The 21,745-nt window shown below is 46.4% G+C and carries 15 protein-coding genes; 6 read left to right on the forward strand and 9 right to left on the reverse strand.

The window, feature by feature from the left end; all coding sequences use genetic code 11:
- Nucleotides 1-16: 16 nt before the first annotated feature.
- Entirely contained in the window at nt 17-979 is a 963-nt protein-coding gene (locus HUB64_RS18090; protein ID WP_173497541.1) for an AEC family transporter, read from the reverse strand.
- 290 nt (nt 980-1,269) lie between these two features.
- On the opposite strand from HUB64_RS18090, the gene HUB64_RS18095 reads away from it, so the two are divergent.
- Entirely contained in the window at nt 1,270-2,169 is a 900-nt protein-coding gene (locus tag HUB64_RS18095) for a LysR family transcriptional regulator (protein WP_173497542.1), read from the forward strand.
- 36 nt (nt 2,170-2,205) lie between these two features.
- Here HUB64_RS18095 and HUB64_RS18100 read toward each other — a convergent pair whose 3' ends face one another.
- From HUB64_RS18100 to barA, 3 genes are all read right to left on the reverse strand, one after another.
- A complete protein-coding gene (locus HUB64_RS18100) occupies nt 2,206-2,439 on the reverse strand; it encodes a DUF3319 domain-containing protein (RefSeq protein WP_131523583.1) in 234 nt (77 codons plus the stop codon).
- A 143-nt stretch (nt 2,440-2,582) separates the two neighbouring features.
- The gene (locus HUB64_RS18105; protein WP_028761381.1) at nt 2,583-3,182 is read right to left on the reverse strand and encodes a YjaG family protein; all 600 of its coding nucleotides are present in this window, start codon (nt 3,180-3,182) and stop codon (nt 2,583-2,585) included.
- Nucleotides 3,157-5,958, reverse strand: a complete 2,802-nt coding sequence (gene barA, locus HUB64_RS18110; protein WP_105251754.1) for a two-component sensor histidine kinase BarA — start codon at nt 5,956-5,958, stop codon at nt 3,157-3,159. Before barA ends, HUB64_RS18105 begins: the two co-directional genes overlap by 26 nt.
- Before the next feature lie 100 nt (nt 5,959-6,058).
- On the opposite strand from barA, the gene rlmD reads away from it, so the two are divergent.
- Entirely contained in the window at nt 6,059-7,411 is a 1,353-nt protein-coding gene (gene rlmD / locus HUB64_RS18115) for a 23S rRNA (uracil(1939)-C(5))-methyltransferase RlmD (protein ID WP_028761379.1), read from the forward strand.
- A 152-nt stretch (nt 7,412-7,563) separates the two neighbouring features.
- A complete protein-coding gene (gene relA, locus HUB64_RS18120) occupies nt 7,564-9,771 on the forward strand; it encodes a GTP diphosphokinase (protein ID WP_028761378.1) in 2,208 nt (735 codons plus the stop codon).
- Between the two features lie 504 nt (nt 9,772-10,275).
- On the opposite strand, the gene HUB64_RS18125 is transcribed toward relA, so the two are convergent.
- From HUB64_RS18125 to HUB64_RS18135, 3 genes are all read right to left on the reverse strand, one after another.
- The gene (locus HUB64_RS18125) at nt 10,276-11,988 is read right to left on the reverse strand and encodes an FAD-dependent oxidoreductase (protein ID WP_173497543.1); all 1,713 of its coding nucleotides are present in this window, start codon (nt 11,986-11,988) and stop codon (nt 10,276-10,278) included.
- Between the two features lie 32 nt (nt 11,989-12,020).
- Nucleotides 12,021-12,863 carry a PRC-barrel domain-containing protein gene (locus tag HUB64_RS18130; RefSeq protein ID WP_173497544.1) on the reverse strand — a complete coding sequence of 281 codons (843 nt, stop codon included), beginning with the start codon at nt 12,861-12,863 and terminating at the stop codon, nt 12,021-12,023.
- A 360-nt stretch (nt 12,864-13,223) separates the two neighbouring features.
- The gene (locus tag HUB64_RS18135; protein ID WP_173497545.1) at nt 13,224-13,658 is read right to left on the reverse strand and encodes an OsmC family peroxiredoxin; all 435 of its coding nucleotides are present in this window, start codon (nt 13,656-13,658) and stop codon (nt 13,224-13,226) included.
- Between the two features lie 1,460 nt (nt 13,659-15,118).
- On the opposite strand from HUB64_RS18135, the gene HUB64_RS18140 reads away from it, so the two are divergent.
- Nucleotides 15,119-16,093, forward strand: a complete 975-nt coding sequence (locus HUB64_RS18140; RefSeq protein WP_173497546.1) for a DUF1852 domain-containing protein — start codon at nt 15,119-15,121, stop codon at nt 16,091-16,093.
- 55 nt (nt 16,094-16,148) lie between these two features.
- A complete protein-coding gene (locus HUB64_RS18145; protein WP_173497547.1) occupies nt 16,149-17,213 on the forward strand; it encodes a methionine synthase in 1,065 nt (354 codons plus the stop codon).
- A gap of 180 nt (nt 17,214-17,393) precedes the next feature.
- Here HUB64_RS18145 and HUB64_RS18150 read toward each other — a convergent pair whose 3' ends face one another.
- Both HUB64_RS18150 and aguA read right to left on the reverse strand, forming a co-directional pair.
- On the reverse strand, nt 17,394-19,100 hold the full coding sequence (locus HUB64_RS18150; RefSeq protein WP_173497548.1) for an amidase: 1,707 nt from the start codon (nt 19,098-19,100) through the stop codon (nt 17,394-17,396).
- A 73-nt stretch (nt 19,101-19,173) separates the two neighbouring features.
- Complete coding sequence (gene aguA / locus HUB64_RS18155) at nt 19,174-20,286, reverse strand: agmatine deiminase (RefSeq protein WP_173497549.1); 1,113 nt, start codon at nt 20,284-20,286, stop codon at nt 19,174-19,176.
- Nucleotides 20,287-20,794: 508 nt separating this feature from the next.
- Here aguA and mazG point away from each other — a divergent pair.
- Nucleotides 20,795-21,736 (forward strand): nucleoside triphosphate pyrophosphohydrolase, encoded by a 942-nt coding sequence (gene mazG / locus HUB64_RS18160; protein WP_173497550.1) that lies wholly within the window; start codon nt 20,795-20,797, stop codon nt 21,734-21,736.
- Nucleotides 21,737-21,745 lie beyond the last annotated feature (9 nt).

Consider the following 21,745-nt stretch of genomic DNA (forward strand, 5'->3'; position numbering starts at 1 on the left):
ATTTTTAATTAACTGATTATGCATAGATTCTTACTAAGCTTTCTAAGATAGGCAAACTGAAGAAAGTGACTAAGGTACCAAATAGAATACCCTGAGCACTGGTAGAAGCCTGAGTGTTATAACGCTGGGCAAGTAAGTACACGCTAGCCGCGGTGGGCAGTGCGCTCAAGATCACGCCCATGATCAGGTAGTCACCACTTACTCCAAAACGGTTAAGCATAAAGTAGACGAGTGCAGGTTGGATAGCCAGCTTGAAGAGGTTGATAAGGCTCAGTTCGATAAAATTCTTGGGGCTAAATACGCTGCTATCTTTCTGGTAGCGCATCGCTTTGGCGAGTACCATGCCGATAGCAAATAGGGCGCAGGGGCTTGAGGTATTGCCTATTTGCTGGATCATTAGCGCCAGCCCTGACGGCAGTTTTATCTCTAGCGCCGAAATGCCGACGCCAATTAAGCTACCAATAACGATAGGGTTTTTACCGACCGCCATTGCCATTATGATTAAGGCGTGGTGTTGTCTTTGGGTGTTAGTGGCCAGTTCCATCGAGACTAAGGCGACGGCAAACATCAGCACGGATAATAAGCTGGCAATCGCGGCGGCGACTAAGGCACTTTGTTGGTGCGGAAAGAGGATGATGAGCAGTGGAATACCAATAAACGCCGTATTACCAAAGGTGGCATTGAGGGCTCGAATGGCGGCAACTGCATGCTGTTTAGGGTTAGCGATCAGCGATAGCCCTAGGCAGACAAGATAAGTGATCACCATAGCTGTGCTGTAGCCCGCAATAAATCCCCATTGCAAAATCTCGTCAATCGGCTGCTGGGCGAGGGCGATAAGCATGATTGCAGGGAACGCAATATAGTAGACATATTGGTTTAGCACTTGATCCGTATCGACGGGCAAGAGTTTTAGTTTTTGCACTAGTGTACCGAGCAACATGATCCCGAAGACGGCAAACAGAGGGGTTAAAATGGTCATTTCCCTCACTCATCCTTACGATTAAATTTGAATAAACTCGCCCACCGTCGTCATTTTACTGTCGCTATGATTCTTGGTGGACAGAGTTACAGCACTTGCTTCTTTTTATGTCACTTTAGAGCCAGATTTAGCGCCAGCGCAGTAAAACTCGCCACAAAATAACATACCATTTCAATCTAAGGCTATTGCGCTATGGTCGTATAAGTGAATAATTCAATGTTTAAAACACAATCACTTAGTGAATTTAGCGTTTTAACGTCAATACCCAATATGTGAAATTAGGATATGCAATGAGTGATGATTTAGGCGCTGAACTACAACTTGTCTATCTTTTTGTGCATTTAGTCAATGCGGGCAGTTTTTCGCAGGCGGCGAAGGAGCTCGATATGCCCATCGCCACTGTGAGCCGCAAGTTAGCGAAGTTGGAAGAGAAGCTCGATAAACAGCTCTTTATGCGCAGTACCCGCAAGTTACGATTGACGGAGGAAGGGCTGGCGCTCTTTCAACGCTACCAGAGTGTGGTTGCTCAATTTGATGAACTAAGTGGTTTAGGCAGTGATAAACCCGAGGGAACCTTACGCATCGCCGCGCCGATTTCGATTATTTCCATTGTATTTATTCAAGCATTGAATGAGTTTGGCCGCCTGTATCCCGATATCCGTTTGCACATTTCCCAGAGTAATGAGTTAGTCGATTTGATCGACAAAGGCATAGATGTGGCGATTGTTGGCGGGGCTCAGCCTGATTCTTCTTGGGTGTCGAGTACCTTAGGCGAGCTCGACTATTGCCTGTTTGCCACGCCAGAGTATTTGTCTCAGGCACCTAAACTTGAGCATCCCGATGATCTTGAAGCCCATCAACTGATAAAAGTCTGGCCGCTGTTTAATTGGCATTTAAAGCATCCAAGCGGCGAGTCTTTTTATTTTAATGGCCCGACTAAGCTCACCCTCACGGATTTACACGGAGCGATTCAGGCGACCTTAGGCCATGGTGGGATCTTGTATGGTCCTGAACTATTTGTAAAACAGCAGATTAAAGAGGGAAAACTTAAAGTATTATTGCCAGAATGGATTGGCGAACAGAGGCGAATTTCGATTTTATATCATCAGCGCAGCCAGCAGCCGCTAAAGGTAAGAGTCTTTATTGAGTTTATGCAGTCAAAGGCGCCAGAGTTATTCTCTATGCGTTGATTTAACCGAGTTATTCTTTAATAAGGGAACTGATTTTTAGCGTCTTTTAGGTTTTACCGTGTTTTTGCTCATGGTGTTTTGCGTTTGTTTTGCGTCTTGCAGGCTGGAGCGTGTCGCGGGCAGTATGCCGAGTTCTAAGAAGTATCCCACTAAACGCCGTAGTTCAAATAAAGAACCGATACGCTGTTGATCTTTGATGGTCAGTTTCCAACTGTCAGTGCGTCCTTCGCTATTGGTTAAGATAAATCCTTGATAAACAATCTTTCTCATTGGAATAACTCAATCTTTATTGATGCTATTTATAGCAACTGGATATCTTTGACGGGATTCGTTGGTGAGGGTGTAAAACGATGATCCCTTTCTTATTCTGCATGGATAATAGGTGCTTGAGTAACCCCAAGCACCCCCATCAATTAAGCGACGCTGATACCGATATTTGATACGCCAGCTTCGATAATATCTTTGCGTAAACCCTTGACCAGTTCTGCAGTGATCTTCGGATTTTCTTCAATAATTTCCAGCAGAGAATTTTGTAATTCTTTCTCTTCTTCCATGACTTCATGGGCGAAAACGAAATCATCTAATGCTTCATCCACCAAATCGACATCGCTGATCGCTTCGATGTAGTTAGCCACTGTGCTGGATGACAATTTGCTGATATTGACTATGTCTTCTTCAATTTTGCCTTGAATTGCACCTAGTAAGGTCGATATTGCGACCACTGCATCCATAGCAGGATAGACGCCATAGGCTTCAAAATCAGCAGGATCTGGGGTGTTATCTTCCAAGCGTTGCAGATGCACATCGACATTGAATTTCAGCTTGGAGTCGTACTGGGATTGCCACAATAGTTCTAATGCGGTACTCAACACAGTAGGATCGCCAAACTCACAGACTTCGGAAAACAGTTGATAGTTGGGCAACATACGTTGGCAAAGTGCTGTGGCAAAGAGTTGTTTTTGTGGCAGTGTTAACGCCTTAAGACGTTTAAAGAAGCCCGTTTTTTTGGTCATCTGTTATTTCCGCTGATAGCTGTGATATCACTTGATTTGCCGCAGATTCTACCTTAGTTAACTCATCAAGTAACTCTAGTATTTCGGGTTCGAGATCTTCAACCGATGTTTCACGTTTTAGTGCCGATTCAATTTCTTGGCATAACCTTTGTGTGGTGGGCACGCCGCAGTAGCAGCTCGCACCATGCAGCTTATGGATAGTACTGAGCATGACAGGGTGATCGTTTTGACTTAGCGCCGTTTGAATCGTCGCCACGGTTTGCGGTAATGAGTCGAGCAACATTCTGAGCATATCTAAGGCGAGATCGGCCTTGTGATTGGCTTGGGTTAAGCATAAATCCCAGTTCAGCGTATGCAGGTCAAAATGGGTGAACTTAGGCCGAGTGATCCAGCGATGAATAATGTCTTTGAGCGCCGCTTCATCAATAGGTTTAGGCAAATATCCGTCCATACCACTGCCTAAAATTAGTTCGCGTTCTTCGGCAATGGCATGGGCGGTCACGGCAATTATCGGCGTGTTGCGGTTCATCGAGCCTTGGCGAATTTGCTTCGTGGCGCTAATGCCATCTGTGCCAGGCATTTGGATATCCATAAAAATCAAGTCGAAGGTGCGAGTCTTCGCCTGTTTAACTGCCTCATCACCGCTGTTGACGGCAACCACAGTCGTCACTAATTCGCTGAGTAAAGTATCAATCAGTTTTAAGTTGGCAAAGTTATCATCTACCGCTAGCACGGTTAAAGATTGGCGCGCAACCGGCGTTGATATTGTCGCAGGGGCTATGATGTCGTACTCCATCGGTGGATAGAGTAAGTTGCGCGCAAGCTGATGCTCACTGACTGGCAGAGACAACACCACATCGGCATTCGGGCGAATAAATTGGGTTAAGGCATCCTGTTCTTGGCAATCGTATAGCACTATAAGGCAATCTGTTTTGGTCTTCGCCAAGTTTAGTGTACTCACCAGTTGTGCTGAATCGCTAAACCCATGGCAACTCAAGAGAACATAGTCGTATGGCGCTTCAGCCGTGGTGAGCGTAGTCAACAAGCTTGGAATATGCTGATGATGGGTGACTTTTGTATCCCATTGATTCAATTGGCGGCTCAAGACAGCATGAGTCAGCACTCGCGGTTCGTAAAACAGTATAGTTTTGTCTTTGAGTTTTTCGAGCGGCAGTGAGTCACCGATTTGGAATTGACCTAAGCCGAGCGGCAAACTGAACCAGAAGTTTGAGCCTTTTTCTGGGGATGAAGTAAAGCCGATTTGGCCGCCCATTTGATTCACTAAACGTTTAGTGATCACTAAACCTAAGCCGGTGCCACCAAAGCGGCGCGAAATCGACGAGTCTGCTTGGCCAAAGGCTTGGAATAAAAAGTCCTGTTGGCTTTCATCGATACCAATACCTGTGTCGACCACATCACAGCGCAGTACCACTTGTTCATCCGACTGGCTCTGCAGCTCGATTTTGACCATCACGCTGCCAGAGTCAGTGAATTTAATCGCGTTACCAACCAAGTTATTGATGATTTGGCATACGCGCATGGCATCGCCATTGACATTGTCTGGCACGTTGGGGGCGATATCGACGACGAGTTCTAGGCCTTTGGCCTGGGCGCTGCCCGAGATCAAGGTAATCGTATCGCTTATGGTTTCTCTAAGGCCGAAGGGCATGTTTTCTAGCACCATTTTACCGGCTTCGAGTTTAGAAAAATCGAGAATGTCGTTGATGATACCCAGCAGGTTAGTGGCGCTGCGTTCTATGGTCTTGATGTAATCGACTTGGCTCGAATGCAATGGTGTTTTGACTAATTGCCGCGCAAAACCGATAACACCATTGAGTGGCGTACGTAACTCGTGGGACATATTCGCTAAGAATTCAGATTTAATTCGGCTGGCTTCTAGGGCGCGTTTTTTAGCTAAATCCAGCTCGACGTTTTGGATTTCAATCTGCTCTAAGGTTTCCCGCAGATCCGATGTAGCTTGGTCGATATTTTGCTGCATCTCATCATGGTATTCCGACAACGAACCTGCCATGGCATTGATACCGCGTTTGAGTAAGTCTAGCTCCCCAATCAAGTTGCCATCTAAGCGGGCGTCCAATTTACCTTCACGGATTTTAGCGACGACGCGCACCATTTCAGTAATGGGCTGAGTGACGTTTTTCACTAGCCGGAAAGTAAATAGCAGGTTTAACTGCACGCCGATCAACACGATAATAAAGGCGGCGACTGCAGCTCTATGTTGCTCTAACAAGGCACGTTCTTTATTGATTATTATCGAGATATAACCTAAAAGATGACCATCATCTGTCTGGATATCGTAATTAGCGGGAGCAGCAATGGGGCCTGTGGCAAAAATGGGCGTCCGTAAAATAAGGCTGTCGTCCACATGTTCAATTTCGGTTTTATGCAGCGTGTTGAGGGCTTCTTTGTAGCGCATAATCTCAAAGTCTTTGTGATAGTGGGAGGTCACAAAGAGTTGATTATTGGCATCGAAAATCGCGATGGATTTTACTAAGGTGGATTTGTTGAGCTGTGCCGCCGCGAGTAAGCGTTTGGTCGCCTCGCGATCATTCGCCACTAAGCCGATTTCACTGGCAATCGACAGGGGCTCTATAATATTGCTGCCCTGTTCGACGAGCGTATCTTCGAGCTCATAAAAACGGTTTATGGTAAAGTAGCTGCCCAGAAGGATACCGACCAAGATTGTTGGCGCGAGCGCCAGCACAAGAACCCAAGAACGTAGGCTGTATTTGGTCATGTTGTTGACAGGGTTCATAGCAGCGGCGGTGTTTCCTGTGACAGAGACTAAGATAATTTTATAAGACTGCCAGAAAGAGGGCGGTCTTTGCCAGTATTTTATTGATTTAGAGGCCGAAATGGCGCAATTTTTTAAAGCAAAACCAAATAGTTCCAAACAGTTGTCGGCTAAGTTATCGCTGAGCGTAGAACAGCTCGATCACTTAGGGGCAGGTATAGCACAACATCAAGGTAAAGTCGTGTTTATCCCCGGCGCACTGCCCGATGAAACCGTGACGGTACAGCTCACCGAGCAAAAGAAAAATTATGCCCGCGCCAAGTTGATTAAAGTCGATTCATCAAGTCCTGAGCGCGTCGAGCCTGAGTGTCCACACTACCACACCTGCGGCGGCTGCGACTTACAGCATATGTCATTATCGGGTCAGCGTGAGCATAAAGAAGCCGCGTTGCTGGATATTATGGCTAAGTTTGCTGGCACTGAAGGTGGTGCTTTATCGCCCGCACTCACGGGGGAAGGTTGGCATTATCGTCGCCGCGCCCGTCTTGCAACTTTATTTGATAAAAATACCAAGCACTTAAGTTTAGGCTTTCGCGCCGCCAGTAGCAGCAATGTGGTGCCAATCAGTCAATGTCTGGTGTTAGCTAAGCCGTTATCGGACTTGATCGTACCCTTTGCTAAGTTGCTGAACCAATTGTCGGCTAAAGCCAGCTTAGGTCATCTTGAGTTAATTGCCGCCGATAATGGTCATTTCGCCGTGCTGCGGATCACTAAGGCGCTAAATGATAAAGATCTCGCTAAGTTGTCAGTCTTTGCTGAGCTGCATCAGATCCATATTTGTCTGCAGGACAACGAAGGGCAATTCCAAGGCGTCGGCGCTGAGTTAGTGTTACCTGTTTATCAATTGCTAGATGAAAATGCGCAGTCGGATGCGGTGAGCTTAAGTTTCACCCCAGGTAACTTTGTGCAAGTGAACGGACAGATTAACAAGGCCATGGTCGCTCAAGCGATGGATTGGTTAGCGCCAGCGCCAGATGAGCGCATTTTGGATTTGTTCTGCGGCATGGGTAATTTCAGTTTGCCCTTAGCGAAAATGGGCGCGGATGTGATTGGCGTCGAAGGGGTTGCCGAAATGGTGACTCAGGCACGGGTGAACGCGAAAGCTAACAATCTTGATAAACTGACCTTTTACCACGGCGATTTAAGTGCGGATTTATCCCTTGAGCCTTGGATGGGCAAGATTGATAAATTACTGCTCGATCCCGCTCGTGCGGGGGCATTTGAAAGCTTGCAATGGCTAAAGAAAATGAAGCCGCGCAAAGTCGTGTATGTTTCGTGTAATCCTGCGAGCTTGGCTCGCGATAGCGCTGTACTGTTAGAGCGCGGTTACCGATTACAGCAATTGGGACTTATCGACATGTTCCCACAAACACACCATATCGAAGCCATGGCACTGTTTGAATTAACCAAGTAATTTGCGCTGGCAAAGTAAGCAAAGCGTTTGAATAACGTAAAAAATGTGATTATTACGTCGGTTGGGTTTGACAAGTTCGCGCCAATGCTGAAGATAGGAGAGCTGAAGTGGTGCCCACTTTCTCTCTGAGCACGGATAAGGAAATAAATTAGATGGTCTCTGTTCGCGAAGCGCACTTTAATGATCCCGATTTTCACTTAGAAGATTGGGTAGCTCGCTATGTTGGTCATGCCGATGAAGCGCAGATGCTGCTCTCTTTGATAGGGCAGATTGACGCCTTACCAGCCAAGAGTCCTGCGGCGAAGAGAGAGCTGCTCGAACGTGCTCGAGAGATGATTGAAATCCTCGCACCACTAAACATGGATATTGAAACCCTGCAGGCGGCAATTTTGTTTGTGGTGCTCGATGCTGGGTTATTGACCGAAGAAGCCATCCAAGAGAAATTTGGTGAGCCGCTGGCGCGTTTAGTGGCGAGTGTCGTGACCATGAACGCGATTGGCGCCTTGAAAATCAATCCTAATAGTCGTTCAACCGAGCCGCAAATCGACAATATCCGCCGCATGTTATTGGCTATGGTTGAAGATGTGCGCGCCGTGGTGATTAAGCTGGCTGAGCGTGTGTGTTTGCTACGGGCGGTGAAAAATGCCGACGAAGAAACTCGCGTGCTGTTGGCCCGCGAAATTGCCGATATTTACGCGCCGCTGGCTAACCGTTTAGGGATTGGACAATTGAAGTGGGAGCTGGAAGATATTTCTTTCCGCTACCTACATCCTGATACCTATAAAGACATTGCTAAGCAATTAGATGGCAAACGACTGGATCGTGAAGTTTTTATCGACAAGTTTGTCAGTCAGTTGCAACAAAGATTAGATGAAGATCAAATTCGCGCTAAGGTCTACGGCCGGCCGAAACATATCTACAGTATTTGGCGCAAGATGAAGGGCAAGCACCTCAAATTTGATGAGTTGTTTGACGTGCGCGCCGTGCGTATCGTGACTGAACGTCTGCAGGATTGTTATGGCGCGTTAGGTGTGGTGCATACGCTTTGGCACCATATTCCTCGGGAATTTGACGACTATGTCGCTAACCCTAAGCCTAACGGTTATCAATCGATTCATACCGTAGTGGTGGGGCCTGAGGGCAAAACCGTTGAAATTCAAATTCGTACCCAAGACATGCATGAAGATGCAGAGCTGGGTGTGGCCGCGCACTGGAAATACAAAGAAGGCAATCATTCCGGTAAGCAAAGCGGCTACGAAGAAAAAATTAACTGGCTGCGTAAAATTCTGCAATGGCAGGAAGACGTGGTCGAAAGTGGCAACTTGGTCGAAGAAGTGCGCAGCCAAGTGTTTGAAGATAGAGTCTATGTGTTCACCCCAAGCGGTGAAGTCGTCGACTTGCCACTGGGCTCAACCGTGCTCGACTTTGCCTATTATATTCACTCCCAAGTAGGGCATAAATGTATTGGCGCTAAGGTTGATGGCCGTATTGTGCCGTTCACTTATCAGGTTGAAACGGGCGAGCGAATCGAAATCATCACCTCGAAACAGCCCAATCCTAAGCGCGACTGGCTTAACCCTAACTTAGGTTATATCCGTACCTCGCGGGCGCGTTCTAAAATCCAGCATTGGTTTAAGCAGCAGGACAGAGACAAGAATATTGTCGCCGGCAAAGAAATGCTTGAATCCGAACTCGCGCGGGTGAGCCTTAAAATTAAAGACGCGGCCATCGCGGTCGAGCGCTTTAATATGGCGAGCATGGATGACTTACTGGCGGCCATTGGCGGCGGTGATGTGCGTCTGCATCAAGTGGTTAACCATATTCAAAGCCGTCTGCGACTCGACGAAGTGTCAGAAGAAGATGCGGTCGAAGAATTAGTTAAGAAAGGCCAACACAAACCGACCTCAAGTGGCCGTGGTCAGGTTGAAGTCAACGGTGTGGGTAACTTGCTTAACCATATCGCCCGTTGTTGCCAACCCGTTCCTGGTGATGAGATCTTAGGTTTTATTACAAAAGGGCGTGGTATTTCTGTGCATCGCGCTGATTGTGAACAAGTTAAAGAGTTAATGCGGGTTCACCCAGAGCGTGGCGTCGATGTGGTCTGGGGCGAAAATTACTCCGGCGGTTATCGAATGCGTTTGCGGGTATTAGCCCACGATCGCAGCGGCTTATTGCGTGACTTAACCTCAGTGTTGGCTGCCGAAAAATCCAATGTACTGGCCATGAGTTCGTCATCGGACACTAAAAATCAGACAGCCGCGATTGAGTTGGAACTGGAGCTTTATAACCTCGATGGTTTATCGCGGGTGTTATCTAAACTGACCCAAGTCGATAGCGTGATTGAGGCAAGACGACTTTAAGGCTAGCAACGCCTTTCGAAGCGGTAAGTATCTAGAAACCATCTAGAAGCTAGAAAGAAAGTAATCAAGGATTAGGGCGGCAGGGTGAATTTCACCTGCCGCCTTTTTATTTGGCTTATTTTTTATGGAAATTGAGCTGCATGACTTGTTAGTTCAGCTGCGGTGTTCTTAGTGTTAGCCTGATATCACCCATACAGGTGTGCCATGGCATTCACTCTCAGACACTGTGGATAGAAGCCTAGGGATTCTAAGTTTATGAACGAGAGCCATGGAGGGCTAATATTTCGAGTGAACCAAAGTAATTAAGAAAGGTAATCCTTGCACCCACTTGATCTTGGAGATGACGTATAGATCGCCATGTCTATAAGCAGAAAAAGGTGATGACGATGGCCGCAATCAATGTCAGGAATCGCTGTTGGGCAATTCACTTCGAGCTTTCAGCCAACATTATTCTCATGGTCATGCAGACGCCCTGCGTTATTTGTCTTTTATATCAGTCACTCTTTATCCGGCAATCCCAAAGGCGATGGCGCTCACCGACAAGATAACAATGACTGCCAAACCAACATCCAACACGTTAGGAAGTTTGCAGTAATAAAGCACATCATCAATTTTCCCAAGGATGGTCAACACCAGAAAGTTCGACTGTGGAATGACCTGAAGTTGCGGCTCAAAAACCTTTACCGCAAGCTTGCCACTCTCGACCGCGGCCTCAATGCTCCACACATCCGCCGTCGTTTGGGTGTGAGCGCCTGCTAGAACAAGGTTGGATATTGATGTCTTTTGTTGTGGCATATATTGCTGGGTGTGGGTCGAATTCACCCATTTGGGCTGCGCCGATGTTATGCCTTCGGGAGAAAACGCCCATTCATGCCAAACTTTGATTTTTACAATGGAAAAATCTTGCCAGCTTTTGCCGCCGTTAGCCTTTTTCACCAGTTCATCTAGGGCATCACACTGCTTTAATTGAAATAACACTTCATCAAGGAATTGCTCCTCAGTGCATTGTTCCAAACAAAGGCCATGAACTGGGCCTAGGGCTGTTGAAACACAAGCGGTGACAGTCCACAGTGATTGGATCTCTTCTCCCAGATAACTCGACTCTCCCCACGCTTGTTCCTGAGCAAAAAGTGTCAGGTTAAAAGCGGAGTCTGAAATAACCAGCGCGTATCGCTTTCGCGGCCAAGACATTTTTTCTTTGAAGCCAATTCTAAAGGACACTTGGGTATGCGGCCCCTGTTGTACCAAGGATTTAAAAAGATTGAGTTGCGGTTGATTTTGAAGAAGCGGGGTTCTGTCTAGAATATCTGCCGCAGAAAAGGGATTCAGTGCGAGGACATAGATATCGGCCTGAACGGTTTCGCCATTGTCCAGTTCTGCTGCTGTTATGCGGTTATTTTCAAAACTCAAACGATGAAGTGGGGTCTGCCAATAAAACTCAACCTGCTTTTGCTTCAGGTCATCGACCCACTTATCAAACCAAACCTCACTGCTGGGCCCGTTCAGAAGCAGCCATCCCGTACGGGCCTTGTGTTCCCATGGCCCGCCTTCACTGTCTGCTTGATGACGATAGCAATACTTAGTGACCAATTGCTTACGGAAAAAATGCGCCACATGATGGAAAGAAACATGACACCAGTCAGAGCCCACCCAAGGGCCAAAAGTGGAACTCCAGGTACTCAGTGTTGAAGCTGCTAAATAAGGTCGCCAAGCTTCTTTAGCGTTGATGTTGCTGTACTTTTGGCTACTTCGGGTATTTGAACACCATGCTTTTCCCATCAGCCAACACCAAAGCCATTTTTCTTTGGTCGTCATACTAAACAGGTTCTCCAAATCGACATTGCTGGAGTGAGAGTCACCAAAGTGAGCCGAACCTGAGTTAGGCGCCAAGCCGAATACGACTGGCCGAGAAAGAATGTTGTCATAGAGACTGGAATGCTCATCAAAGGGGATCTCCTTGATGAGTTCGAAAAAATTGTTATACCAAGGGCCCATTCCATGCCAAGAGTATTCAGAAGGCATACCCTGATCTTCTTTCCTTCTGGCACTTCTAAAAAAGCCACCTGCATCCGCATTCGCCTCGTATACCTTGACTTTATACCCAAGTTTTGCAAATTCATGCGCTGCCGTTAGTCCTGCAATACCACCACCAAAAATAGCGACACTTTTCGCTTCTGTGGGTGATTCTGTGGATGTAGAGATAGCTTCAACTAACATTTAGCACCTCTTAACATTATCGTTGTTTGTGTCTAACGTGCTTTTAGGGGGGATTTTATGCTTTCATGTTTCTTGTCATCCAGCCAATAACTGGGGCGACCATAATGATGGTAAATATGCATTTCCGTCTTACGATCCACTGGCACCGTTGGGTTATACGGCGGAGCGTCTTTCACTGCCTGTCGTGTCAGATTGACAGACGCCTTGGCATCGGGCCAACTCACATCTTCGATCCAATCAACAGGAATCAGCACTTGATGACCTAGCCACCAGTTACTCGTATTCACTATCAGGTATCGAATGGCCCAAGTTTCTTCATCGATAAGCAGGTCCTGTATGTGGCCAATGTCACCATCGGTCGCATGAATGCGGTAGTCGATTACCGCCTGACAACTACGCAGATGAATGTCGTCATCTTGGTGCTGCTTGGCTTTAGTTTGTACATTAGTCTTAGCCATTTCTGGATGTTCGACATCAGGTGGAGACGCTAAGCCGACGTAGCCCGTTAACATCATATTCGGATACACACCCCCGCCCCACATCCCGTCACCGCCCCAATAATAGGGATAGCCGTAGTACTCAAGTAAGCGAATTTCTTGCTGTCGAGAGACAGGTTTTTGGGTGCTGATATCGGGGCTGTTCTCGACTTGAACTTTTGTGATAGAGACGGGCAACAGCTTGTCCGCCCAGTTAGCTTGGCCTATCGAGATAGGCGAAATCAGTACTTTTCTACTGGAAAGCCAAGTGCCAGTGTCAACAACGAGATAGCGAATGCACCAAGTTTCGTCATCGAAATAGACATCTTTAACATGACCAATGTTGCCGTCTGTAGCACTGATGACATAGTCCTCCATATTCTTAACTGTGCGTAACATAAGCACTGTCTCCTTCGCATGTTTGTTTTCCTAGAGGGTCGATTACCTATGTAGTATGCAAAAGCGGCGACGCTGTCTAACGTAAGTATCATTTTTGGGAAGTGACGAACTGCCAGATGCCTAAGTCGCCGAGTTCGCAGCCAAATCCAAACTATTAGTGGGTGCGTGAACGCACTGACACCAGACCGCTGGTCATTCACCATAGAAAGACAATCGGTAATGTTAAGGGCTGTGGGAAACATTTTTAGCGGGCGATATGAACACACCAATTAAAAAATGAATTTTAGCGGCAGATCTGGCGCTGGTGTTAGTACCGCTTAGCCACATAGCGCTGGCTGATACTGCGTCTTAGGAGATGAGTTATTTCAGTGTCGCTTGCAGAGTAATCTCTTTAACACCAGCAAGGGCCTTCGATACAGGGCAGTCACACTTTGCCGCAGCCGCAATCTCCTGGAATTTCGCTTCGTCGATGTCCGCAATCTCTGCGATCATAGTCAATGCGATGCGGTCTATAACGAAACCTTCGCCTTGTTTAGCGAGACGTACACTGGCCTTGGTGTCGATATTGGCGGTGATAAACCCTGCCTTGTCGCAGGCGAATGAAAACGCCATCGTAAAACACGCGGCATGGGCGGCAGCTAGTATCTCTTCAGGGTTCGTGCCACGACGGTCATCCTCGAAGCGGCTACCGAAGCCGTAAGGATATTGCTTCAGTGCACCGGTCTCGGTACTTATTTTACCTTGGCCTTTCTTACCTTGACCTTGCCATTGGATAGTTGCGATTTTTTCAATCATGGTGTGTCTCCTAAATATCAAAATTGCTCAAGAAGGGTTTCATTTTCGACGCTAATGATTGGGCAAATTGAGACGACTTATACTGCCAACCTATGCCAGTCTGGACTTGACCATAGGTATCCGTCTGTACGGTATGCAACAGTAGATCAGGCCACCCATTTTAAATTAACGACCTAATGTTCTTTCGGTTTGCCTACAACCTGTTCTGGCTAAAGTGGTTTGAATGAGAGTCATCAAAAGTAGCTGGACTGCATCTGAGGAAAAAACGTGCTAATTCATTTAAAAATGGTGTATTTCAGACATGCTAACTCCCGCCCATTATACGAATGGGCAGTGACTGGGGTGATCGCTATTTAAGGTTGGGTGTCTATGTTCTTTAGTCTCAACTTCCTAGCTATAGTCCAGCAAGATCCATAAACGGTGATTCATCAAACACACTGAGCGACTTTAGTAGGCTTAGTTTTTACGCCAACGTTCCATTTTATCAACTAGTCCTGAATACCGAACTGATACAATGTAAATTGATGGCAATATGAAAATAATTACACAGCCGAGTTCGACTATTGCCTTTTTAAGTTCAGAAAATTCGAGAACATAAGTGGTATCCCATAACTTCTGCATAAAAAACACTGCGAACAATGCAAGAGGAATTGTAAGGAAATAGTGCATAACTAAACTAAATGTGTTTTTTGTCTTTGCAATGATTTTTATTTGGATACGACAATGAATTTCTACAATCAGCGTAGAAATCATAGTAAAAATGAACATCATAATTATAAGATTAATCATAGCTACCTATACTCATAACTTTAAAATGTGAGACTAAAACGAAGCAAATTTTGCGGTTGCTCAGGCTTAATGTGTGTAGTTCATTTACGGACACTTTGTATCATTACTAATTTTAGGTCAACTAGTGAACACTCGACGAAGCTATCTTTCGGTCTCGAAATACACTATGGGCAAGTGTGCAAGCGGCAATATTACGAACTGGCTCTAGGGAGGGCTAACTCGAAAATAGATAAATATATGACTGTCGCTGCTTTTCTACTTTTTACTTTCCTGCTTTCCTGCTTTCCTGCTTTCCTGCTTTCCTGCTTTCCTGCTTTCCTGCTTTCCTGCTTTCCTGCTTTCCTGCTTTCCTGCTTTCCTGCTTTCCCCAATCCTAAGTTCAGGTTAATCGACAACTCTATGCTAGTTGATCATGAATATGGCTCATGTTGTATGTGAAATAAAACCGTTTTTGTTCATGTGCCGAACCACGTATAAATGACTCCAAGCGAAATATTAGACAAGCTTGAAGTTGCACACTAGCTAAGCCATCAGGACTTAAGTCATCGGCACTTAAGTTAAATAGAACCTCAGACATAACACGAATAATGTCTATCAGAGTCGGGTCGAGAAGCTAGAAGAGCAGGGCATAAACTCAGGTTTGAAATCAGACAATGGGATACTGGATCACTATGAATAAGCATTTTACATTTACGATTAACAGCATTTGTCTTGATGAAAATTATCATCCCTCAGACAGGACGCGTATCACGACCAACTTTGCTAATTTGGCCAGAGGTAGTCATCGCCAAGCGAACTTACGCAACGCGTTAAAGATGATTGACAACAGTTTTAATGCCTTAGCGCATTGGGATAACCCCAAAGGTGATCGTTATACTGTCGAACTCGAAATTATCTCCGTTAATCTGGATATTGACGGCAGCGGTCAAACCTTCCCATCGATTGAAGTTTTGAAAACCAATATTGTTGATCATAAAACTAATAAGCGTATTGAAGGTATTGTCGGCAATAACTTTTCATCTTACGTACGCGATTATGACTTTAGCGTATTACTGGCAGAGCATAATAAGGGCCAAGCCAAATTTAGTATTCCAGATGATTTTGGTGGTCTACATGGCAAGCTATTTCAGTCTTTTGTTAATTCTGATGCTTACAAACAGAATTTTAATAAGCCACCGGTTATCTGCCTCAGTGTGTCGGATAATAAAACCTACCATAGAATTGAGAATCAGCATCCAGTATTAGGGGTTGAATATCAGCCAAATGAGTCGTCTTTAACTGAGCAATATTTCAAAAAAATGGGCTTACAGGTGCGCTATTTTATGCCGCCAAATAGTGTGGCGCCTTTAGCTTTTTATTTCTTTGGTGATTTACTCAATGATTACACCCATCTTGAGTTGATAAGCACCATCAGCACTATGGGAACTTTTCAAAAAATCTATCGCCCTGAGATTTATAATGCCAATGCTGTTGCAGGAAAATGCTATCAACCTAATTTGAAAAATCTGGATCATTCTCTGACTCAAATTGTTTATGACCGAGCAGAACGTAGCCAATTGGCGAATGAGCAAGGCAAATTTGCAGCGGAGCACTTTATCAAACCCTATCAAACGTTTTTTGAACAATGGTCTGCTAATTACCTTTAGTCGCTCTGTGCCTAATCGTCACGCTCAATAATTAATCTAATACGGCATCATTATCATGACAACAAGACTTAATAGAACATTGCTTAACCAGACACTGTTACCGACTTCAACTGCGGGCAGTTTGCCTAAACCTTTATGGCTTGCAGAGCCTGAAACACTTTGGTCTCCATGGAAATTGCAAGGAGAGGAATTAATTACCGGTAAACACGATGCACTGCGTTTGTCATTACAGGATCAACAGCTAGCGGGGATTGATATTGTCAGTGATGGCGAGCAAACGCGGCAACATTTTGTCACTACCTTTATTGAGCACCTCAACGGCGTTGATTTTTCAAAACGTAAAATCGTTAAAATTCGTGATCGCTATGATGCGAGCGTGCCCACAGTTGTTGGCCCAGTGAGCCGCCAAAAGTCGGTGTTTGTTGAAGATGCCAAATATTTACGCAAGCAAACCACGCAACCGATTAAATGGGCGCTGCCTGGCCCAATGACCATGATAGATACGCTTTATGATGACCATTATAAAAGTCGCGAAAAGCTTGCTTGGGAATTTGCCAAAATTCTTAATGAGGAAGCCAAAGAATTAGAAGCGGCGGGTGTTGATATTATCCAATTTGATGAGCCTGCCTTTAATGTGTTTTTTGATGAGGTAAACGATTGGGGTATTGCCTGTTTAGAAAGAGCCATTGAAGGGCTAAAATGCGAAACGGCGGTGCATATTTGTTATGGTTACGGCATCAAAGCCAATACAGATTGGAAAAAAACCTTGGGCTCAGAGTGGCGCCAATATGAAGAAGTGTTTCCTAAACTGCAAAAGTCTAATATCGATATTATCTCGCTAGAATGTCACAACTCCCATGTGCCAATGGAGCTACTTGGACTCATTCGCGGTAAGAAAGTCATGGTCGGCGCGATTGATGTCGCCACCGACACGATTGAAACCGCTGAGGAAGTCGCCGACACCCTACGAAAAGCCCTTAAATTTGTCGATGCCGACAAGCTCTATCCTTGTACCAACTGTGGCATGACGCCTTTATCCCATCAAGTCGCAAGAGGCAAACTCAACGCCTTAAGTGCAGGCGCAGAGATCGTCAGAAAAGAACTCTTGGCATTAAGATAAGACGCGTTAAGTGTTGCTGTCTGTTTTACAGCAGCATGTTTTATAGCAGCATAAGTCCAGCTTTGTTGAAGGGATATCGACATTTGTGTTAAAAAAACGGGATTGGCATCTTGATGCCAATCCTGTTTTTATTTCTAAGCTCTTACATTTAGTGCTTAGGTTGATGCATTGTCTTAGCGCTTATTCCCCAAGCTTTGGCGTGCGTGGCGGGATCATGCGCCTGTCATCTGTTGACTCAAATGCACCTGCAAATTTAAGCAGATTGTTATCGTCATAGGCACGACCTGCGAAGGTCAAACCGACTGGCATGCCAATATCGGCCATCACTCCCATAGGCACAGTCACAGTCGGCACGCCTAAATGGCGAATCGCAAGGTTTCCGTTAGCGACCCAAACTCCGTTGCTCCAAGCGATATCGGCGGAAGCCGGATTCACATGCGCATCGGCAGGGCCGACATCTGCCACGGTTGGGAACAGCACGGCATCGAGCTTTAGCTCGTCCATCCAGTCTTCGAGATCTAGCTTACGCGTCTTCTCTAAGCCACGCAGACCATCGGGAATACTGTCGATCTGGTCATAGGATTTAAGACCACGCTTAGCCATGTTGACGTACTCTTCCATGCCTGCCGCTAAGTCACCTTCACGGTTAGGCAAGGTGCCTAAGTCGTGGGGGAAAATCAGATAGCCGTTAACATCTTCAAGCTTGTTGAGTTTAGGGTCATTGTTAGCACGCAGGAATTCATCGAACGCCCAACCTGAGAGTTCCCATAATTCATCATGGAGGAACTGAGGCGTGACGATACCGCGGTTAAACACGGTCGGCGCACCTGGGCGGTCGCCTTCGCAATTTGATACCAACGGGAAATCGACTTCAATCACTTCGGCGCCAGCGGCTTCCAAGGCTTTGCGTGCCGCTTCCCATAGATCGATAACCGATTGGCGGGTATGAATACGTTGACCCGTTGGCCCCCCGATACCTGGGTTTTCGCTAGTGCCAGCCAATTCATCTTTATTGATGTACATGCGCGGCACACCAAAACGCTTACCTTTAAGCGTGTCGGCTTGAGCGGCAAGCTCCAGATAAGATGCTGGACGGACACTTGATGCTTTAGGGATTTGGACCCAAGGTTGCAGACGCCAGAGATCGCCACGGGTGATAGGATCGTCGGCCACAATAACATCCAGCACTTCAAGCATATCGGCCATAGTGCGGGTATAAGGCACGACGACATCCATGGTCGGCGTTAACGGCCAGTTACCGCGCACGGAAATCACGCCCCGTGACGGAGTGTAAGCACACAAACCGTTATTGGACGCAGGACCTCGACCGCTTGACCAAGTTTCTTCAGCAAGACCAAAAGCAGAGTAACTTGCCGCTGTGCCCGTGCCCGCCCCATTAGAAGAGCCCGAAGCGAAGGGCGCAGTAAGATATTCAGCATTGTATGGGCTTTCAGCGCGGCCATAGTGACCACGCTGCATACCGCCATTGGCCATAGGTGGCATATTGGTTTTGCCTAGGCAAATGGCACCCGCGGCGCGTAGGCGCTCAACGGCAAAGGCATCATATTGCGCCACTAAATCCTTAAAGGCTGGGCTGCCAGACGCCGCCGTCAGTCCCTTCACTAAATAGCTATCCTTGGCGGTATACGTAATACCATCGAGCGGGCTTAAGGTTTCACCACGGGCGCGGCGTGCATCTGAGGCTTCAGCTTCTTTGAGCGCATCGGGATTGTGTACCACTAACGCATTGAGCTTAGTCTTTGTCGCAGGGCCGTCATACGCCTCAACCCGCGCGAGATACGACTTAACCAACTCCACTGCGGTGGTGCGGCCAGATTCGAGCGCTGCACGCAGCTCGGCAATGGAAACTTCAGTGACTTCAAACATCTTACGCCCTCCCGCTGAAAGCCAATTGTGGTGCAATAACAGTGACATCAATCGTCATGCTGTTCTCCTTGGGTTACTTTCCAGCAGGGATTTGCTGAGTAATACAATGGATATTGCCGCCACCTAATAAAATCTCACGGGCTGGCACACCCACAATTTCATGCTCTGGGAAGATTTCCTGCAGTTTTTCGGCTGCGATATCATCGGTTGCAGGGTCAAGCAGTGGGAACACGATGCGATTATTGGTGATTAAAAAGTTCACATAAGAACCTGCTAAACGCTCACCCGCCGTGCGTGGCACGCCAGTGCCTTCGGTCACACCTTTTGATTCTTCTTCGGTGCAATACAGCGGCCCCGGTTGTGGCAATAGATGGATTTTTAACTTACGGCCTTTGGCATCCACGGTATTTTGCAGTACATCGAGCGCGGCTTTTGAACGTGGATACTGGGGATCAGTCTCATCATCAGTCCAGTGCAGAATGACTTCACCAGGACGGGCAAAACAGCACATATTGTCGATATGACCATCGGTCTCATCCATATACACGCCATCTTGCAACCAGATAAACTGCTTAACATTCAAATAGTCACGCAGTAAGTCTTCAATCTGTTCTTTTGTCAGTTCAGGGTTACGGTTGGCATTGAGTAAACATTCTGCACTCGTCATACAGGTGCCTTCACCATCGACATGGATGGAGCCACCTTCGAGGATCAGCGGCGCGCTGTAACGGGCAAAACCATGCTGCGCAAGCATTTGCTGCGCGACTTGCTCGTCCTTATCCCATGGGAAGTACAAACCACCGTTATGGCCGCCCCAAGCATTAAAACCCCAGTCAACACCACGGCATTCGCCATTATCATTCACAACGACGGTTGGCCCAGTGTCACGAGCCCAGCAATCGTTACTGTCCATTTCAACCAAGGTAACGTGGGATGGCATTACCGTTTTAGCTTCGGCTAAAAACGTCTTAGGAACACCCATATAAACAGGGGTTGCCGCACCAATGGCATCGGCCACCTTAGCAAAGGTCGCCTGAGCATAAGCACCAGCTGCACGCCAGTTATCAGGACGATAGGGCCAAATCATCCACACCGCTTGCTGCGCAGCCCATTCGCCAGGCATATAAAAACCATCTTGGGATGGCTTAGTCGTTAACTGCGTGGCATCCACTGTCACGTTTGTCATGAGTTTTGTCTCCAGTAATGCTTAAAAACGATAAGGGTGTGCGTCCTAACATCGGACGACAGAATCGAAATAGACCTAACATCAATCAAATGAATAAATTGAAAGACCGCATTTATCATGTGCATAGTTTGGCCGAAATTGTCAGGTCTTCACTCGGTGAGTTTTAGCTTCATTGAAATATTGCTGCGTATCTTATCATTTAAGATGGCTTGCGCTAAATACTTGTATGCAGGACATAGATGAGAATTTGTAGGGGAGGAAGGTTGTCAATTTATTGCTCACGAGATGAGTGAATTACGAAATGGAGCGAATACTCTTTAGTTAAAATAAGTCTTAGTTGAAATACAGCACTAAAATCTGATCTCAGCATCAAAATAGCGCTTTTATTTTACCTAGCTTATCATCATCGCTTTATTGTAGCCTTTTGCTAAAAAACACTGCGGAGGCGTATTTTTTGTTCTTTCTCAATATTCGCCCGTTGCAGTATTTATCTTTAAAGGATATCAGCATGACTTCCCACACGGCGCCATTAACCTCATTTTCTACTACTGAACCTTCTCTCACTGAAACTTCTACAACGGAACCTTCTACAACGGAACCTTCTACAACGGGATTTTCTATAACAGATGTTGAGCCGCTGCTTAACATTATGGAAAAACTGCGCGACCCACAAACAGGTTGCCCGTGGGATAAAGCACAAACCTTTCAAACTATAGTGCCTTTTACTTTAGAGGAAGCCTATGAAGTTGCCGATACCATAGAGCGTTTAGCCTGGGATGAGTTACCCGATGAACTCGGGGATTTGTTATTTCAAATCGTATTCTATTGTCAGCTTGGTAAAGAGCAAGGCAAGTTTGATTTTTCGAGCGTGATTGAGAAAATCAGCGACAAGTTAACCCGTCGTCATCCCCATGTGTTCGGTGAGCAAAATCCGCAAATAGGCGATAGCGCCCAAGCGATGAAAGCCAATTGGGAGGCGATTAAAGCGATTGAGCGTGAACAAAAGGCCCTGCAAGTCGCGGGTGAAACCCAAGCAGATACTGTGGTTTCTGCGTTAGACAATATTCCGCGTACCCAACCTGCGCTGTCGCGCTCAATCAAAATTCAGCAAAGGGTGGCGCGAGTCGGTTTCGATTGGGCCGAACTTGAACCTGTGGTCGCTAAAATCCATGAAGAAATCGATGAAGTCTTGCATGAAGTGAATCAACCCGAGCAAGACCAAGCTAAAGTGCAGTCCGAAATGGGCGACTTGCTGTTTGCCGTGGTGAATTTAGCTCGACATCTTAAGGTCGATCCAGAACAAGCGTTGCGACAAGCCAATCTTAAATTTGAACGCCGTTTTCGCGGCGTTGAACAGTTGGCGAGTGACAGCGGTAAAAGCATGGAAGAGCACACATTAATGGAGCTCGATGCCTATTGGGACCAAGTAAAAGCGACAGAGACGAGATAAACGGCAAAT

It is taken from the genome of Shewanella sp. ISTPL2, from assembly GCF_013283205.1.
Classification (GTDB): Bacteria; Pseudomonadota; Gammaproteobacteria; order Enterobacterales; family Shewanellaceae; genus Shewanella; species Shewanella oncorhynchi.

Excerpts from the sequence above, each read along its gene's own strand:
- HUB64_RS18090 (WP_173497541.1), bottom strand. The coding sequence starts at position 979 with ATGACCATTTTAACCCCTCTGTTTGCCGTCTTCGGGATCATGTTGCTC.
- HUB64_RS18095 (WP_173497542.1), top strand. The coding sequence starts at position 1,270 with ATGAGTGATGATTTAGGCGCTGAACTACAACTTGTCTATCTTTTTGTG.
- HUB64_RS18100 (WP_131523583.1), bottom strand. The coding sequence starts at position 2,439 with ATGAGAAAGATTGTTTATCAAGGATTTATCTTAACCAATAGCGAAGGA.
- HUB64_RS18105 (WP_028761381.1), bottom strand. The coding sequence starts at position 3,182 with ATGACCAAAAAAACGGGCTTCTTTAAACGTCTTAAGGCGTTAACACTG.
- barA (WP_105251754.1), bottom strand. The coding sequence starts at position 5,958 with ATGAACCCTGTCAACAACATGACCAAATACAGCCTACGTTCTTGGGTT.
- rlmD (WP_028761379.1), top strand. The coding sequence starts at position 6,059 with ATGGCGCAATTTTTTAAAGCAAAACCAAATAGTTCCAAACAGTTGTCG.
- relA (WP_028761378.1), top strand. The coding sequence starts at position 7,564 with ATGGTCTCTGTTCGCGAAGCGCACTTTAATGATCCCGATTTTCACTTA.
- HUB64_RS18125 (WP_173497543.1), bottom strand. The coding sequence starts at position 11,988 with ATGTTAGTTGAAGCTATCTCTACATCCACAGAATCACCCACAGAAGCG.
- HUB64_RS18130 (WP_173497544.1), bottom strand. The coding sequence starts at position 12,863 with ATGTTACGCACAGTTAAGAATATGGAGGACTATGTCATCAGTGCTACA.
- HUB64_RS18135 (WP_173497545.1), bottom strand. The coding sequence starts at position 13,658 with ATGATTGAAAAAATCGCAACTATCCAATGGCAAGGTCAAGGTAAGAAA.
- HUB64_RS18140 (WP_173497546.1), top strand. The coding sequence starts at position 15,119 with ATGAATAAGCATTTTACATTTACGATTAACAGCATTTGTCTTGATGAA.
- HUB64_RS18145 (WP_173497547.1), top strand. The coding sequence starts at position 16,149 with ATGACAACAAGACTTAATAGAACATTGCTTAACCAGACACTGTTACCG.
- HUB64_RS18150 (WP_173497548.1), bottom strand. The coding sequence starts at position 19,100 with ATGTTTGAAGTCACTGAAGTTTCCATTGCCGAGCTGCGTGCAGCGCTC.
- aguA (WP_173497549.1), bottom strand. The coding sequence starts at position 20,286 with ATGACAAACGTGACAGTGGATGCCACGCAGTTAACGACTAAGCCATCC.
- mazG (WP_173497550.1), top strand. The coding sequence starts at position 20,795 with ATGACTTCCCACACGGCGCCATTAACCTCATTTTCTACTACTGAACCT.